The sequence below is a fragment of the Micromonospora sp. NPDC005172 genome (genome assembly GCF_040608555.1).
GTDB lineage: Bacteria > Actinomycetota > Actinomycetes > Mycobacteriales > Micromonosporaceae > Micromonospora.
In genome coordinates this window covers 26,472-41,331 of sequence record NZ_JBEXIL010000052.1, presented here as the reverse complement: position 1 = coordinate 41,331, position 14,860 = coordinate 26,472, and the positions used below count along the sequence as shown (strand labels likewise).

Below are 14,860 nucleotides of genomic sequence, written 5' to 3'. Positions count from 1 at the left end.
AGGCCGAGGGAGTCGTGGTCGTTGGCGTCACCCAGGTGACCCAGGTTCTCCAGCTTGGACTCCTGCAGGCTCGTGGCGATGGAGATGACCGCGGCGCGCTCGGGCAGGCCGGCCTTCTTCGTGGCCGCGATGATGGCCTTGACGTTGGCGGTCTGCTCGTCGTTCAGGGTGATGTGCGACTGGTCGCCCTGGGGCTTGGGCGCGGCGGTGTGCACGGCCACGGCGGCGGGCTTGGCATCAACCGGGTTGGCGTGGGCGGCGATCGGGCCGGCGAACACACCGCCGGCGAACGCGAGACCGGCAACGGACAGCATGCTCTTGCGGAAGATCGTGTTCATGGGGGTAGCTCCTTCGGGGGTAGGAAACACCCACACACCTGCTCGGGGGGATCGGGTGACGTGGGGGTCAGCACCTCGTCCGGGCGCTTGAAAAGTCTGGGTCGGCGGCCTGCGAGCGGAGGGCTCGTGGCGCCGGGACCGGGTGTAACGACCGGCTGGCCGGGGTCATTCCCGGGGCTGTGCACCGGGCGGGACCGGGTCGAGCCGGGCGGGCGGCGAGGCCCGCGGTCGTTCGAGTCACTGCACAACGACCCGGCCCGGCCGGCCATTCCCACCCGCTCCGAACGGGCCGGGCGGCCGTGGTCCTGCGATCGTCAGGGTATGTAACGACCCCCGGCCCGCCACGATTCCCGCCCACGATCGCATCCGCTCACCCGCCCGCAAGCCCCACAGCCGGACATACCCCCCAGCGAGATGATCGACCCGAGATCGCCGACGTGGGGCCATCCCACACGGCCCATACCCCCGCATCGGCGATCTGGAGTCGATCACGCCAACGGCGGCATGGACGCCCCACCCGGCATGGACGTCCCACCCGCGACGTGGGGCTGGCGCCCGTCGAAAGATCCGACGGGCGCCAGCCCAAAGGGTGCGATCCGGGCACTGCCCGATTGGTGGTGCCGGTTAGTGCGCGGCTCCGCCGAAGCGCTGGCGGCGACGCCAGGCCAGGGTCAGCAGCAGCATGATCGCGCCGGCGCCGACGAGGCCGCCGCCGAGCTTCATGGGCGTACCGATGCTGTCACCGGTGACGGGCAGCGGCTGCTTGCGGTGCAGCACCCGCAGCTCGGTGGTCGCGGTCCGGCCGGACTCGCGGCCCGTGGCGGTGAAGGTCAGCAGACCGGTCACCGACGGCTTGTAGCTCTTGGTGAAGCGCCCCTGGGCGTTGGTGTACGCCGTGAAGGTGAGCGGCGCACTCGCCTGGTAGGCCACCGGCGTCATGGCCACGGTGGTGCCGTCGCTGCGGCGGGCCGGCGCCTTGCCGGCGGCCGGGGCTGCCAGCGGCGTGACCGTCACGGAGATGTCGACGGTCTCGTTGGGGCCGAAGCCCGTACCGGTCAGGACGACCGTCTCGCCGAGGAAGATCGTCGGCCGGTTGACGGTCAGGGACGCGGCGGCCGGCGGGTATGGCGGCGGCTGGGGCGGATCGGTGGTCGCGCTGGGCGTCGGCTGCGGCTGTGCCGCCCCCGCTGCCGTCGGCACGGCCACCACGGCCAGGCCGACCGTGAGCGCCATGATGATGCGGGATAGCCGCATGATTGGTTCCCTCCTACTGGTCACAGCTTGGTGCGGAATGAACTTGGGTGGTCCATGGGCTGGCGGTGGGGGTCAGCCACAGCTCGGCCTGCCCGACGCCGGTCTTGGCCGTCAGGACGGTGACCTCCAGCGCCCTCTCGACGCCGGGGCCGATGTCGACGTTCGCCGTCGCCACCTGGCGGCGGCGTTCGGTGCCGCTGCCCAGTGCCGTCTCAGCCCCGTCCAGCCGGGCGTCGAGCACGGCGCCGCCAGCCGGGCTGTAGATCGACACCAACGTGCGCACGGTGTACGGATCGCCAGCCAGGCCGAGGCCAAGGATCGACTTGCTGAGCCCTGACTTCGGCGCCGTCGAGCGCAGGGTCACCCGCAGCCGGAGTTCGCGGCGGCCGTCGGGCCGGCAGTCGCCGACCGTGAGGCTCGCCGTCGGCCGCAGGTAGTAGCCGAGCTTCGCGCCGCTGCCGTCGTTGAGAAACACGCCGACCGTCGGCACGGTGTCCTGTTCCGGAAGCGTCCCGGCCATCCGGCTGTCGCCGAACGTCCGCTGTTCTTCCGAGTGAGCACTCCAGAACAATATCCGGCGTTCCGTGATAGCACGGTCAAATGCGGACAACAACACCCTTGGGTTGACATTCTTCTTGAAGAAGGCGTCAAACACCGCTGCGGCCGAGGACGCGAAGTAGGCGTCCTGCTGCGCGGTGTCCAGCCGCTGGTAGGTCTCGTTGAGGACGGTCTGCACGACCTTCTCGCTGGCCAGCGGCACCCCACCGGGCACCAGCACCGGACCGGTCGCCTTGAGCAGGTAGGACAGCACCACCGGGTCGACGGCGAGCACGCCGTCGACGGCGGTTCCGGTCTTGCGCCGGAACATCTCCCGGTACAGGGCGGCGGCGGTCGGGAAGTGCGGGGTGAGGTTCACATCCGCGGGGTAGATGCCCGGCAGGTCGGTCCAGATCGCCCGGGTCTCGGCGGGCAGCTTGAGCGCCGGCGTGAACTGGCCGAGGGACGCGCTGCTGCCCTGGCGGCCCATCCGAACCCGTCCGCCCTCGGCCTCGATCATCGCGTACGCGCCGAACATGCCACCGGTGGCCCGCAACTCGGCCAGGTTCTGCGAGACGAGCAGGTAGCGCCGCGGGCCACCGCCGCCGAGCAACGGCGGCAGCAGCCGCGCGCCCTGGTCGGCGGCGGCAGTGAGGCTGGCCAGCCGGTCGATCTCGCCACGGAGGTCGGTCAGCGCCTGCCGGACCTGGCTGAGCAGCCGGTCGGCCGGCACGCTGGCCAGGTCGCGACGGGTGCCCTGCACCGCGTCGTTCACCCGCGTCAGCTCCGCCGAGACCGACGCGAGGCGCGCCAGGTCCAACCGGCCGCCGGCCGGCACGAGGCTGGTCAGGTCCGTGCGCAGCAGGCTGGGGAACGCCCGCCGGGCCAGGTCGTCGATGGCGACGGCGATCAGACGGACCGCGTCGAGGTCGTCGCCGGCGACCGGGGTACGCCGACCGATCTTCCAACTCGGGTCGGCTGTGGCGGCCCGGGCCGCGCCGGACTGCTCCTGGAGGGCGGAGAGGGTCCGCAGGGCGCGATCGGTGTCCCCGCCCACGACCTGGGCGCTCAACTCCCGGGCCAGGCCGGCGGCGTTGATCAGGTGTGCGCGCGCCTGCCAACCGCGAAAGCCGACCCATCCGCCCGCGGCCAGCACCAGCGATCCCACCACCAGGGCACCGAGCAGGGCACGTCGCAGTCGCGCTCGCCGACGACGCCGGGACCGGCTTCGCCGTCGACGCGGCCGTTCGCTCTCCGTCACACCACACTCCCGTTTGCCGGAATCGGACAGCCCGTCGGATTCCTAGACGTTCTTAGCACGTTACGAGGACTCTCGTACTGTTATGGCAATTAACGTCCTTTACGCGAGGTTTCCTCGCGACGTCCCGCCGCCTGCGGTACGCGGCCCGCGGCCTCGTGCAGCAGGCGTTCGATCCGGTCCACGCCATCCGGCAGGGACATCTCCCGCAGGTACGTCTGTCGTCCCCGGCGCCCCATCTCGGTGCGTGCGGGCGGCGGGATGGTCGCGGCAAGCCAGAACCGGTCGGCCAGGGCGGCCCAGTCCTCGGGAGGGCAGGACAGCCCGGCCCGGGCGCGCTCGACCAGATCGGCGGTGTCCCCGCCGGCCGACGCGACGACCGGCGCGGCACACGAGAGCGCGGCCTGCAGCTTGCCCGGCACCATGCCGCGAAGCTCGGGCAGGTCGCGCAGCATGATCAGCTGGTAGTCGGCGGCGGCGTAGAGCTCAGGCATGTCGACAGGTGAGCGCCGATCCAGGAAGCGGACGTTCTCCGCCTTGAGGTCGGCGGCGAGCCCCCGCACCCGCCGCTCGTCCGCGCCCGACCCGACCAGGACCAGGTCCATCGTGCGGTCCAGCGCCGCCGCCGCCCGTACCGCCGTCTCCAGCCCCTGACGAGGCCCGATGGTCCCGGCATGCATGACCACGCACCGGCGATCGCGGCGGACCATCTGCCGGGCCGCCGCGCCGGGGGTCGCCGGGTAGAAGATGCGCTCGTCCGTCCAGTTGAGGACCAGGTGGACCCGGCCCGGGTCGGCACCGGCGGCGACCACCAGGTCGCGCATCGACGGCGCCGCCACGGCGACCCGCGCCGCGGACCGGTAGATGCGGGTCATCGCGGCACCCATCCGCGCGGACCAGCGTCCGTCGCCTGCCGCGTCGACGCCGTCGCGCGCCCAGACATCCTGTACGTGCAGCACCACCGGCACCCTCGCGAGCAGGCGGAGCACGGCGGCGGTGGCGAACGTGGTGGCCGGCAACTGGAAGACGTAGAGGGCGTCCACGTCAGCCAGGAACCGCCGTGCCGCCAGCGAGGCGCTCCCGGCGAACGACAGGTAACTGGCCATCCGCGCTCCCGGGGAAGCGGCCCCACCGGAGATGCGTGGCACTCGCCGGACCGTCAGCCGTCGGCTGTGCGTCTCGTGGTGCCACCGCTGCCGCCACCCTGGATAGACGTGGCCGCCCGGGTAGTCGGGAAATCCGGTGAGGACGCGGACCTCGTGCCCGCGCGCCGCCAACTCCTCGGCGAGGCTGCCCGGAATGAACGCCGGCTCGGGTGGGAAGTGGTACGACAGGATGCCGATCTTCACCGGAGCACCGCCGGTGGGCACGGATCGATCTCGGCCGGCGCGGCACCGCGTCCGACGGACGGCCGGCCCGCGTACGATGCCGACAACCCCTCGCCGCGCGTCCCCCGGCGCCGACGCACCACCCTCGCGGTGCGGCGGTCCGTGTCCGCACCCACGAGAGGGCTTCCGATGGCCGACCGCGTGCTGTTCGTCTGCCACGCCAACCTGTGCCGCTCGCCGATGGCCGAGTTCCTGGCCCGCCGACTGCTGGCCGACCGGCCGGTGCTGGTGTCCAGCGCCGGCACCGACGCGATGGACGGGATGGCCATGCACCCGTACGCGGCGCAGATCGCGACCGAGGAGGGCGGCGATCCGGCGGCGTTCGCCAGTCGGACGCTGCGGGCCGAACACCTGACCGAAGCGACCCTCGTGCTGACCGCGACGCGCCGGCAGCGGTCGGTGTGCACCGCACTGGCGCCGGGAGCGCTGCACCGGACGTTCACCCTGCGCCAGTTCGGCCGGCTGGCGGCGGCGGCCGAGCCGCCGACCGAATCGGCCGACGATCCGCTGCGGGCCGCGATCGCCGCCGCCGCCCACGCCCGGGGGCGGCTGCAACCCGCCGCCCCGGACGCGGACGACCTGCGGGACCCGATCGGCGGCACCGCCGCCGACTTCCGACGCTGCGCCGAGGAGATCGAACGCTCGCTACGACCCCTCGCCGCGCTCATCGGGGCAACCGGGTGAGTTCCTGGGTACGGTCACTGACGCCGTTGTTGACCCCCGCGCCCTCGCTGTGCCGGGCTGCGGGGGCCCGGTCGGTCGGGACCGACTGCGCGGCGTTCGAGGCGACCACCCGGTAGGCCTCGTACTGGTACGCCTCTGCCTTGGCCACCTTCGCCATGTTCAGCACACAGCCGAGCAGCCGCACCGAGACCGAGTGCAACGACCGGGCCGCCGCGGCAACCTGGGCCCGCGACGTACGGCCCTGCTGGCTCACCAGCAGTGCCCCGTCGGCCTGGACGGCCACCACGACACCGTCGGTCACCGCGAGCAGCGGCGCGGTGTCGATGATCACGATGTCCGCGGACTCACGCAGCGCGAGCAGCAGGTCCGCCATCGCCTTGGAGCCGAGCAGTTCGCTCGGGTTGGGCGGCGCGGAACCGCTGGGCAGCACCAGCAGGGACTTGTCGCCCCAGCGCTGCACCACGTCACCGACCTGGACGTCACCGACGAGCACGTCGGTGAGACCGACACCGGCGTCCAGGCCCAGGTAGTCGTCGACCTTCGGGCGGCGCAGGTCGGCGTCGACCAGCAGCACCCGCCAGCCGGCCTCGGCCAGCGCGATGGCCAGGTTGCAGGACATCGTCGTCTTGCCCTCGCCCTGCAGGGCACTGGTCACGGCGATGACCCGGGCGGGTTCGTGCACGTCCACGAAGCGCAGGTTGGTCCGCAGCTTGCGGACGGCCTCCGCGCGGGCCGACGTCGCGGCTTCGCCGACGATCAGCGGGGCCGTGCGGGCGGCACTCTCGAACGGGATCTCACCGAGCAGCGGGCTTCCGGTCGCGCGTTGCAGGCCAGCGGCGTCCCGCAGGCGGATGTCGGCGACGCCGCGCAGGATCGCCAGGCCGACGCCGAGCACCAGACCGAGCAGGCCGCCGAGCATGAGGTTGCGCAGCGGCTTCGGCGAGACCGGACTCGCGGTGACCCGTGGGCCGCTGACCACCTCGATCTTGATGGGCGCCTTGCCCTCGGGTGGCGTCTCGACCTTCTGCACGAGTTCGACGAACTTGGCGGCAAGGGTCTCGCTCACCCGCAGGGCCCGGGTCTGGTCGGTGTCCGTGACAGAGGCCCGCAGCAGGACGGTGCCCGTCTCGGTGGCGGTGGTCACGCGGCGCTGCACCTCGTCCGCGGTGAGCCCGACCGGGGTGTCGGCGGCCACGCTCTGCGCCAGGCGGTCGCTGCTGAGCAGGTCGGCGTACGACTTGACACGCTGCTGGAGGAAGAGACCGCCCTGGTAGGCGTCGGTGACGCCCTGGTTGGGGGTGGTGACGAAGAAGGTCACCGAGGCGACGTACCGGGGCTTGGCCCGTACGGTCACGAACGCCGAGACGCCCAGGGCCACCATGACCGTGACCAGTACGACCCACCAGTGCCGACGCACGTGGCGCAGTTGGCGGAGCAGGTCCATCAGGATTGCCTCCGGGCGCGTCCGGTTACGCCAAAGAACTTCACGAAAACCCCCAAGGTCGTCTGTCAACTCGTGAAACCATTAAAGCCCCTCATAGGGCTTATGTCCGGAGTTATGTATTTTCGGCGCGACCAACTGCGCCCGCATGACCAACCCGACAAAGGGCCATTCGGCAGCGGCGATGGCCGGAAAAGTCGGCGACCGATTTCCCGCGGCCCCGCCCGGCCGCCGCGTTTCACCCATGCCGATCAGCGCCCTCCGGCCGTCCGGATAGGGTGGACAGCGGTGTGCCGGGAAGTCTGGTCGGCGATTGGATCCCTGCCGTCCCGACACCCGAGGTGAGCCCCTCCATGACCGGCCGCACCCCCTCCACCGATCGGCCGCGCGTCCGGCCCCTCTCCCGGTCGTCCTGGCCCGAGGCCCGGCACCTGGCCGAGGTGCTGCGCACCGAGACAGTCGGCGGCGCCCTGCTGCTACTCGGTGCCGTCGTCGCACTGATCTGGGCGAACTCGCCGTGGAGCGGGGCGTACGTCCGCCTCGGCGCCTGGGTGCCGTGGGCCGGCGGCGAGCGCTGGCACCTCGACCTGAGTCTCGCGACCTGGGCAGCCGACGGGCTGCTGGCCATCTTCTTCTTCGTGGTCGGCTTGGAGCTCAAGCGCGAGTTCGTCGCCGGCGACCTGCGCGATCCCCGACGCGCGGCGCTTCCGGTGGTGGCCGCCCTGGGTGGGATGGCGCTGCCGGCACTGATCTACGTGGCGGTGCTTCTCGGCACCGGCGGCGAGGGACTGCGGGGCTGGGCCATCCCGACCGCCACCGACATCGCCTTCGCGCTGGCCGTGCTCGCGGTGGTCAGCTCACACCTGCCCCAGGGCCTGCGCGCCTTCCTGCTCACCCTCGCCGTGGTCGACGACCTGTTCGCGATCACCATCATCGCGGTCTTCTACACCGCCGACTTCCACCCACTACCCCTGCTCGCCGCGCTCGCCCCGATCGGGCTCTTCGCCTGGCTGGTGCAGCGTGGCCGGACCTGGTGGTGGGCTCTCATCCCGCTGGCGGTCACCACCTGGGCCCTGGTGCACGCCTCCGGTGTGCACGCCACCGTCGCCGGCGTGCTGCTCGGCTTCACCGTTCCCGTACTGACCCGAGCCCGGGGCGGCACCCCTGCCACGCCCGACCGATCGGAGCCCGGCGACGCGGACGCGGGCGGGCTCGCCGCACACCTGGAACACCGGTGGCGACCCGTGTCGGCGGGCATCGCCGTACCGGTCTTCGCCCTCTTCGCGGCCGGCGTGACACTTCGTGGCAGCGATCTGGGTGCCCTGTTGACCGATCCGGTGGTGATCGCCGTGGTGGCCGGCCTGGTGGTCGGCAAGAGCATCGGGATCTTCGGCTCGACCTACCTGCTGGCCCGGTTCACCCGCGCCGAGCTGGACGAGGACATCACCTGGCCCGACCTGGGCGGGATCGCCCTGCTGGCCGGGGTCGGGTTCACCGTCTCCCTGCTCATCGGCGACCTGGCGTTCGGCGCGGGCAGCACCGCCGACCAACGGGTCAAGGCGGCGGTGCTCACCGGGTCGGTGATCTCCGCGATCCTCGCCGGCGTTGTGCTGGCCCGCCGCAACACCGCGTACCGGCGGGTGGCCGAGAAGGAGCGACTCGACGCCGACGGCGACGGCGTACCCGATGTCTATCAGCGGCCCGGTCGCGACTGACCGGGCCGGCCGGCGGCCGGGTCAGCGGCGGCGGTCGTCGCTGGGCCGCCGGTCCTCGGTCTCGTCTGCCAGGGCGTCGGCCGTGGGCGCGGTGAGGTCGTCGCCGGGCACCGCCACCTCCTCCGCGAGGTCCTGCTCGTCGGGCTTGCCGCCGGCCTGCGGCTCGGGAGCGGTGGCGCCGCCGGCGTACCCGTACTCGTTCGGTTCGTCGTGCCGGCTCATGTGGTTATCCTCCCGCTTTCGACTGTTTCGCTGGTACCGCCCACGGTAGGCCGTGCTCGTCGTCCCCGCAGCGTGGCGGAGATTGTCGCCGTGACCAGGGTGGCGGGTGACTCAGCGCCGCCGCGAGCAGTTGACGCAGCGCGACGATCGCCGCGACGGCGGCCAGGCGACCCCAGGCCGGCTCGCCCGCGAGCCGGAGCAGGCCGGCCGCCGTCAGCAGGTCCAACAGCACCCGTACGGCGACCCGCACGTCGCCGGTGCACAACGCCGTGACGACCCCGGCGACCAACGCCACCGCGGTCACCGCCTCGACCAGGGCATCGATCACGGCCGCCGCTGCCAATCGGCGACCTGCCGCTGCTCCTGTTGGATCTCCCGGCCCAGGAAGTAGTTCAGCGCCGTCCGGATCGTGGCGATCGCCGCCAGCTGGCCGATCTGGGTGAACGACGGGGACACCGCGGTCCGCAGGACGTCGGCCGCCAGCTGGAACTCCAGGCCGAGCGTCAGGAACCGGCCCAGCGACAGACGGATCGGGGTGAAGACAGCGGCGGTGCGGTGCCGCAGCCCCTCGGCCAGGAACCGCACCGCCGCCCAGAGAGCACCCACGACGATCACCAGGGCGCCGGCCGCCTCCACCACGGCGACCAGCACCTCGTCGCCGTGGCGCAGCAGCTCCGCCGGCTCCACCCGCAGGCGTTACCCGCCACCGGGGCAGCTAGTCTGCGCTCAGGTCAGCTCGTTGACGGCCTCCAGGATCAGCCAGAGGCCACTGATGGCGAAGAGCACCGCCGCGCCGTACTTGATGGTCTTCTCCGGCAGGCGGCGGCCGAGCATCCGACCGACCAGGATGGCCAGCGCGTCCGCGGCCACCATGCCGACCGTGGAGCCGAGCCAGGTGCCGAACCAGCCGTACTTGGTGGCCAGGGTGATCGTCGCGAGCATCGTCTTGTCGCCCAACTCGGCCAGGAAGAACGCCACCGAGACCGCCACGATCGCCCTCTTGCTGGTCTTCTCGGCCTTGCGCTTCTCCTCCTCGGTGAGCGTGTCACCGCGCAGCGTCCACGCGCCGAAGCCGAGGAACGCGACGCCGGCCACCAGGGAGATCCACTCGGTGGGCAGCACCGCGCCGAGACCCGAACCGATGGCGACCGACGCCAGGTGCACGACCGCCGTCGCGACGGTGATACCGAGCAGCACCGGGAGCGGCTTGAACCGCGTGGCGAACGTCAGCGCCATCAACTGGGACTTGTCTCCCAGCTCGGCGACGAATATGACACCGAAGCTGATGACCAGCGCGGCGAGGAATCCCTCCATGACATCCTTCCGGTTTCCGCCGGGAGGAGGTACGGGGGCGCCCTCGACCCGGCTGCGACAGCCTGAGCCGAAGGTCTCGCCCGCCCCGGAGACCGGGGCCGCGTGGCCGGATGCGGAACGCACCAGTATGTCGACCACGACATTGGGGGCTACTCCCCTTCGCGCGACCAGCCTAACCGATCACCCCGGCGCACCGGACGTCGCGGGTGAACAGCACCTCACCGCGCCCGGGCCAACGTCACCCCGAAGAGCCCGCCCGGGTCGGTCCAGAAGTGCGCCGCCGTGAAATCCGCCGCGTCCAGCTCGGCGGCCACCCCCTCCGGACGGAACTTCGCCGACACCTCCGTCCGAAGCTCCTCCCCGGCGTCGAACGCCACCGAAAGGTCCAGCACACGCACCCGCATCGGCCGTGTCGCCCGCAGCCGCATCTCGATCCACTCCTGCTCCGGGTCCCAGCGGGCGACGTGCGTGAACGCCTCCGGGTCGAAGTCCGCGCCCAACTCCCGGTTGACCACGTACAGCACGTTGCGGTTGAACTCGGCCGTGACTCCGGCCGCGTCGTCGTACGCCGGCACGATCACCGACGGGTCCTTCACCAGGTCGGTGCCGAGCAGCAGCCAGTCGCCGACCTCCAGCGCGGCGCGCATCGCGGCCAGGAACCCGGCCCGCTCGGCCGGCAGCAGGTTGCCGATCGTGCCGCCCAGGAACACCACCAACCGTCGACCACCGGTCGGCAGCCGGTCGAGCTGGCGGGTGAAGTCGCCCACGATCCCCCGCACGCGCAGCCCCGGATAGTCGGCGGCGATCTGCGCTGTCGACCCGAGCAGGGCGCTGACCGACACGTCGAGTGGGACGAACGTGCCGAGTCCTCCCCGGCGGGTGAACGCGTCCAACAGCAGTCGGGTCTTTTCCGACGAGCCCGAGCCCAGCTCGATCAGGGTCTTCGCGCCGGTCAGGGCCGCCACGTCGTCAGCGTGCGCGGCCAGCACCGCCCGCTCGGCCCGGGTCGGGTAGTACTCCGGCAGCCGGGTGATCTCCTCGAACAGCTCGCTGCCCCGCGAGTCGTAGAACCACTTCGGCGGCAGCCACTTGGCCTCTGCGGTCAACCCGGCCCGGACGTCCGCACGCAGACCACGCTCCAGGTCCCGCGGTTCGAGGTAGATCTCCAACGGTTCCGCGCTCATCCCCCCGCCTCCCTGCTGTCGTCAGACACCTCGCCCAGCCCGACCGGCACGGCTCACCGGATCGGCAGTTCGCACACCCGCACCTCGTCCGTCGTGGCGGCGACCAGACGCTGCTGCGGCACCGGCCGCCACCCGGGGTCGTCGTCGTGCGGCTCGGACGCCAGCACCACCGAGTCCGCCGCCGCGCGCACCGACAGCGCGTGGCCGAACGTGGTGGCCACCACCCGCCGCCCGTCAGTGAGCAGCACATTCAGTCGCGACCCCGGTGCAGCCGCGGCGACCTCGACCACCGTCCGGGCGACCGCCTCGCCCGGGTCGTCGCCGGCGCGCAGCCGATGCCGCACCAGCGCCCACAGCAGCGCCGAGTCGGTGGCCGCGTCCAGGGTCAGCAGGTCACGCACCGGCAGGCCGGCGGCGAGCGGCACCATCGAGTCGGGCCAGCCCCGGATCACCCCGTTGTGGCTGAACAGCCACCGGTCCTCGGCGAACGGGGCGGCGGCGCCGTCGAGCACCGCCATCCCCACCGTGGCGGAACGGACCGCCGCCAGCACCGCGCCGGCCCGGGTCACCGCCGCCAGCTCGGCGATCGTCGGGTCGCTCCAGATCGGCTGGGCACGCCGGTACCGCACCGGAGCGCCGCCGTCGGGATACCAGCCGACGCCGAACCCGTCGGCGTTGATCGTGCCGCCGCCGCGCATGTCACGCGGCGCCCAGGACTGACGGACCAGCGCGTACGCCGGCTCGAACAGCAACTCGGCCAGCGTGACCGGTGGTCCCAGGTAGGCGAGGTGACGGCACATCAGCGCACCCCGCGTGGCACCGGGTGCCTCACCGCGGCGACTCCTCCGCAGCGGCGTCGCGGGCACAGCGGAAGCCGCTGAAGATCTGCCGTCGGATCGGATAGTCCCAGTTGCGGAACGTCCCCCGGCACGCCGACCGGTCCGTGCCGAACGAGCCGCCGCGCAGCACCCGGTAGTCGTCGCCGAAGAACACCTCGGAGTACTCGCGGTACGGGAACGCGGTGAAGCCGGGATAACCGGTGAACGTGGTCGACGTCCACTCCCACACGTCCCCGATGAGCTGGTGCACACCCAGCGGCGACGCGCCGACCGGGTACGCGCCGACCGGTGCCGGCCGCAGGTGACGCTGGTCGAGGTTGGCGTGCGCCCCGGTCGGCTCGCCGTCGCCCCACGGGTAGCGGCGGGACCGCCCGGTCGCCGGGTCCCACCGCGCGGCCTTCTCCCACTCCGCCTCGGTCGGCAGACGCTTGCCGGCCCACGCCGCGTACGCCCGCGCCTCGTGGAAGCACACGTGCACCACCGGCTCGTCGGGACGTACCGGGTCCCATCGACCGAAGCGCCGGTACGTCCAGCGGTCTCCGTCACGACGCCAGTGCAGGGGCGCGGCGAGCTGCTCACGAACCCGGTGCTCCCAGCCCGCCGCGCTCCACCACCGCCGGTCGGAGTAACCGCCGTCGGCGATGAACGCCTCGTACGCGCCGTTGGTGACCGGTACGGCGTCGATGACGTACGCGGGCAGGTGGACCTGGTGTGCGGGGCGTTCGTTGTCCAGGGCCCACGGGTCGGTGTCGGTGCCCATCGTGAACTCACCGGCCGGCACCAGCACCTCCCCGCCGACACGGACGGTCGGCTCGGGTGGCGGCGGGGCGTGCAGGACCGCCGGCCCCGCGCGCAGTTGGTGGGTCGCGAGCATCGTCTCGTCGTGCTGCTGCTCGTGCTGCACGATCATGCCGAAGGCGAACCCGTCGGCGACCAGTGGCCGATCGGTGAAGCGCACCGCGTCGAGCAGGTCGTACACCTTGTCGCGGACCGTACCCAGGTAGGCGCGCGCCTCCGCGGGTGGCAACAGGGGCAGCGCCGGGCGGTCCCGGCGGGGCTGCTTGAACGCGTCGTACAGGTCGTCGATGTCGCAGCGGACCGGCTCGCGGCCACCCACGTCGCGTACCAGCCAGAGTTCCTCCTGGTTGCCGACGTGCGCCAGATCCCAGACCAAGGGCGACATCAGCGGAGAGTGCTGGCGCATCAGGTCGGCGTCGTCGACCGCCTCGGTCAGCAGGGCCGTTCGGGAGCGGGCACGCGCCAACTCCCCCGCGATCCGCCCCCGCAACCGTTCCCCGTCGGCCTGGTCCGTCGCACTCGCGCTCACGGTTGCACCCTCCGTCTCGCCGCTCACCGTTCGGCCCTCCGAATGGCGGCCAGTCGCCGCCGTACGCCCTCGTGGATCTCGTCGTGGGTGCCCGCCGGCAGACCCAGCCGGGGCAGGGCGTCCAGGGCCAGGTCGAACAGCGCGGCCGCCGCGGCGGCCAGCGCGGGGTCGGACAGGCCGCGCCGGGCGGCGGTCGACCAGCGGTGGGCCACCGGCTCGCTGATCGAGTACGCCGCGCACACGGTGCCCCCGTCGTGGAACAACGCGCTCAGCACCGCCAGCGGGATTCGCCAGCCCCGGTCGGGCTGGGCGTCCAGGTACCGCAGCTCCAGGTAACCGCGCGGCCGCACCGGCGGGAAGAGGGTGCTGACGTGGTAGTCGAGGTCGTCGGTGGTGGGCGGGCGGGGCAGCGCGCCGTCGAGCCAGTCGCCGAATGTGACACCCGGCGGCGGGGTCCAGTCCTGGCCAGGCCGGCGCAGACAGAGCAGCGGCGCGCCGAACACGTAACGGGTCCAGGTGGCCGTCGGATTCTCGGCGGCCGTGCCGGGCGTCCACACCGGGCGGGTACGAGCCGGGTCGATGGCCAGCCAGGCGGCCATCCGCGCGGACGCCCAACCGGTGCGCTGCCCGGCGTGTCGGCTGGCCGAGGCGAACGCCGCGAGCATCGGCGGACCGATGGCGTGGGCCGCCGCCCAGCGCGCCCCGACCTGGTCCGGCTCACCGACGTCGAGGCAGACCTGGAGGCCGGCGGTGCTGTACATCATCGTCCGGCCGGCCGGACCGCGCTCGTCGAACACGCGGCGCATGGCCCGGTAGCGGGGGGTTTCCACCACCGGGCGGGGCCGACGGTGCGGGTCGATACCGCTGCGACCCAGGGTCAGGCCGACGGCGGCCAGCAGGCCGTTCACCTGGGCGATGTCGGCCTCGGTGGCCTGGATCAACGCGCCGGTCGAGGTGCGCGGCGGGGTGGAGACCTCCAGCTGGCCACCCGGTTCGAGGGTCACCGTGCCGCCGTGTCGCAGCGGCTCGGCGGGGCTGGCCGGATCCAGCGTCACGGGGCTGTGCCGCCCCAGCGCCGCCCGCAACCGGGCCGGGTCGACCGGGCGGGCGGGATCGGCGACATCGTGCACGGTCCATTCCAGTTCGACACCCGTGTACGTCGGGGGGCCGGTCTTGAAGCAGATGCGTGCGAGATGTCGGAATGCGGCGGCGGAGTCGCGCAGGATCACGCTCCGGTCCAGCTCCGGCGACGTCACCATCGGTGCAGCCTCCTTCGTCGTGCGACGACCGCGGGCGCCGTGCCTCGACTGGTAACGCGCGCGCCACCGCGGGCCCGGCCGTCGACGCTTTCTCGACAGC

Annotated in this window: 14 protein-coding genes and 1 pseudogene; 2 read left to right on the top strand and 13 right to left on the bottom strand. The window is 72.5% G+C overall.

The genetic code is table 11. The features are described from left to right. The 4 genes and pseudogenes from ABZV06_RS26765 to ABZV06_RS26750 all read right to left on the bottom strand — a co-directional run. A pseudogene (locus ABZV06_RS26765) lies at positions 1–338 on the bottom strand (hypothetical protein); the annotation flags it as partial. A gap of 624 nt (positions 339–962) precedes the next feature. Then, positions 963–1,592, bottom strand: coding sequence for a hypothetical protein (locus ABZV06_RS26760; RefSeq protein WP_355624917.1), 630 nt, complete (start codon positions 1,590–1,592; stop codon positions 963–965). A gap of 13 nt (positions 1,593–1,605) precedes the next feature. Then, positions 1,606–3,300, bottom strand: coding sequence for a DUF4012 domain-containing protein (locus tag ABZV06_RS26755; RefSeq protein WP_355247485.1), 1,695 nt, complete (start codon positions 3,298–3,300; stop codon positions 1,606–1,608). Positions 3,301–3,479: 179 nt separating this feature from the next. Beyond that, complete coding sequence (locus tag ABZV06_RS26750; protein ID WP_355624915.1) at positions 3,480–4,736, bottom strand: glycosyltransferase family 4 protein; 1,257 nt, start codon at positions 4,734–4,736, stop codon at positions 3,480–3,482. A gap of 168 nt (positions 4,737–4,904) precedes the next feature. Here ABZV06_RS26750 and ABZV06_RS26745 point away from each other — a divergent pair, with 168 nt between their 5' ends. Next, a complete protein-coding gene (locus tag ABZV06_RS26745) occupies positions 4,905–5,459 on the top strand; it encodes a low molecular weight phosphatase family protein (protein WP_355624913.1) in 555 nt (184 codons plus the stop codon). Here the strand turns inward: ABZV06_RS26745 and ABZV06_RS26740 are convergent. Beyond that, positions 5,440–6,903, bottom strand: a complete 1,464-nt coding sequence (locus ABZV06_RS26740) for a polysaccharide biosynthesis tyrosine autokinase (RefSeq protein ID WP_355247494.1) — start codon at positions 6,901–6,903, stop codon at positions 5,440–5,442. The genes ABZV06_RS26745 and ABZV06_RS26740 overlap by 20 nt on opposite strands. A gap of 350 nt (positions 6,904–7,253) precedes the next feature. Here ABZV06_RS26740 and nhaA point away from each other — a divergent pair, with 350 nt between their 5' ends. Then, positions 7,254–8,615: a Na+/H+ antiporter NhaA gene (nhaA, locus tag ABZV06_RS26735; protein WP_355624912.1), complete on the top strand. Its 1,362-nt coding sequence runs from the start codon at positions 7,254–7,256 to the stop codon at positions 8,613–8,615. Positions 8,616–8,636: 21 nt separating this feature from the next. Here nhaA and ABZV06_RS26730 read toward each other — a convergent pair whose 3' ends face one another. The 8 genes from ABZV06_RS26730 to egtA form a co-directional block, all read right to left on the bottom strand. Continuing rightward, on the bottom strand, positions 8,637–8,837 hold the full coding sequence (locus ABZV06_RS26730) for a hypothetical protein (protein ID WP_355247500.1): 201 nt from the start codon (positions 8,835–8,837) through the stop codon (positions 8,637–8,639). 4 nt (positions 8,838–8,841) lie between these two features. Next, positions 8,842–9,165: a hypothetical protein gene (locus ABZV06_RS26725; protein WP_355624910.1), complete on the bottom strand. Its 324-nt coding sequence runs from the start codon at positions 9,163–9,165 to the stop codon at positions 8,842–8,844. Continuing rightward, complete coding sequence (locus tag ABZV06_RS26720) at positions 9,162–9,524, bottom strand: DUF1622 domain-containing protein (protein WP_355624908.1); 363 nt, start codon at positions 9,522–9,524, stop codon at positions 9,162–9,164. Before ABZV06_RS26720 ends, ABZV06_RS26725 begins: the two co-directional genes overlap by 4 nt. Positions 9,525–9,563: 39 nt before the next feature. Further along, positions 9,564–10,151, bottom strand: a complete 588-nt coding sequence (locus tag ABZV06_RS26715) for a TMEM165/GDT1 family protein (protein WP_355247508.1) — start codon at positions 10,149–10,151, stop codon at positions 9,564–9,566. 218 nt (positions 10,152–10,369) lie between these two features. Next, positions 10,370–11,335: an L-histidine N(alpha)-methyltransferase gene (egtD, locus tag ABZV06_RS26710; RefSeq protein ID WP_355624906.1), complete on the bottom strand. Its 966-nt coding sequence runs from the start codon at positions 11,333–11,335 to the stop codon at positions 10,370–10,372. A 53-nt stretch (positions 11,336–11,388) separates the two neighbouring features. Further along, the gene (gene egtC / locus ABZV06_RS26705) at positions 11,389–12,135 is read right to left on the bottom strand and encodes an ergothioneine biosynthesis protein EgtC (RefSeq protein WP_355247514.1); all 747 of its coding nucleotides are present in this window, start codon (positions 12,133–12,135) and stop codon (positions 11,389–11,391) included. 28 nt (positions 12,136–12,163) lie between these two features. Next, positions 12,164–13,501, bottom strand: a complete 1,338-nt coding sequence (egtB, locus tag ABZV06_RS26700) for an ergothioneine biosynthesis protein EgtB (RefSeq protein WP_355624904.1) — start codon at positions 13,499–13,501, stop codon at positions 12,164–12,166. Positions 13,502–13,524: 23 nt separating this feature from the next. Next, positions 13,525–14,760, bottom strand: coding sequence for an ergothioneine biosynthesis glutamate--cysteine ligase EgtA (egtA, locus tag ABZV06_RS26695; protein WP_355624902.1), 1,236 nt, complete (start codon positions 14,758–14,760; stop codon positions 13,525–13,527). Positions 14,761–14,860: the final 100 nt, after the last annotated feature.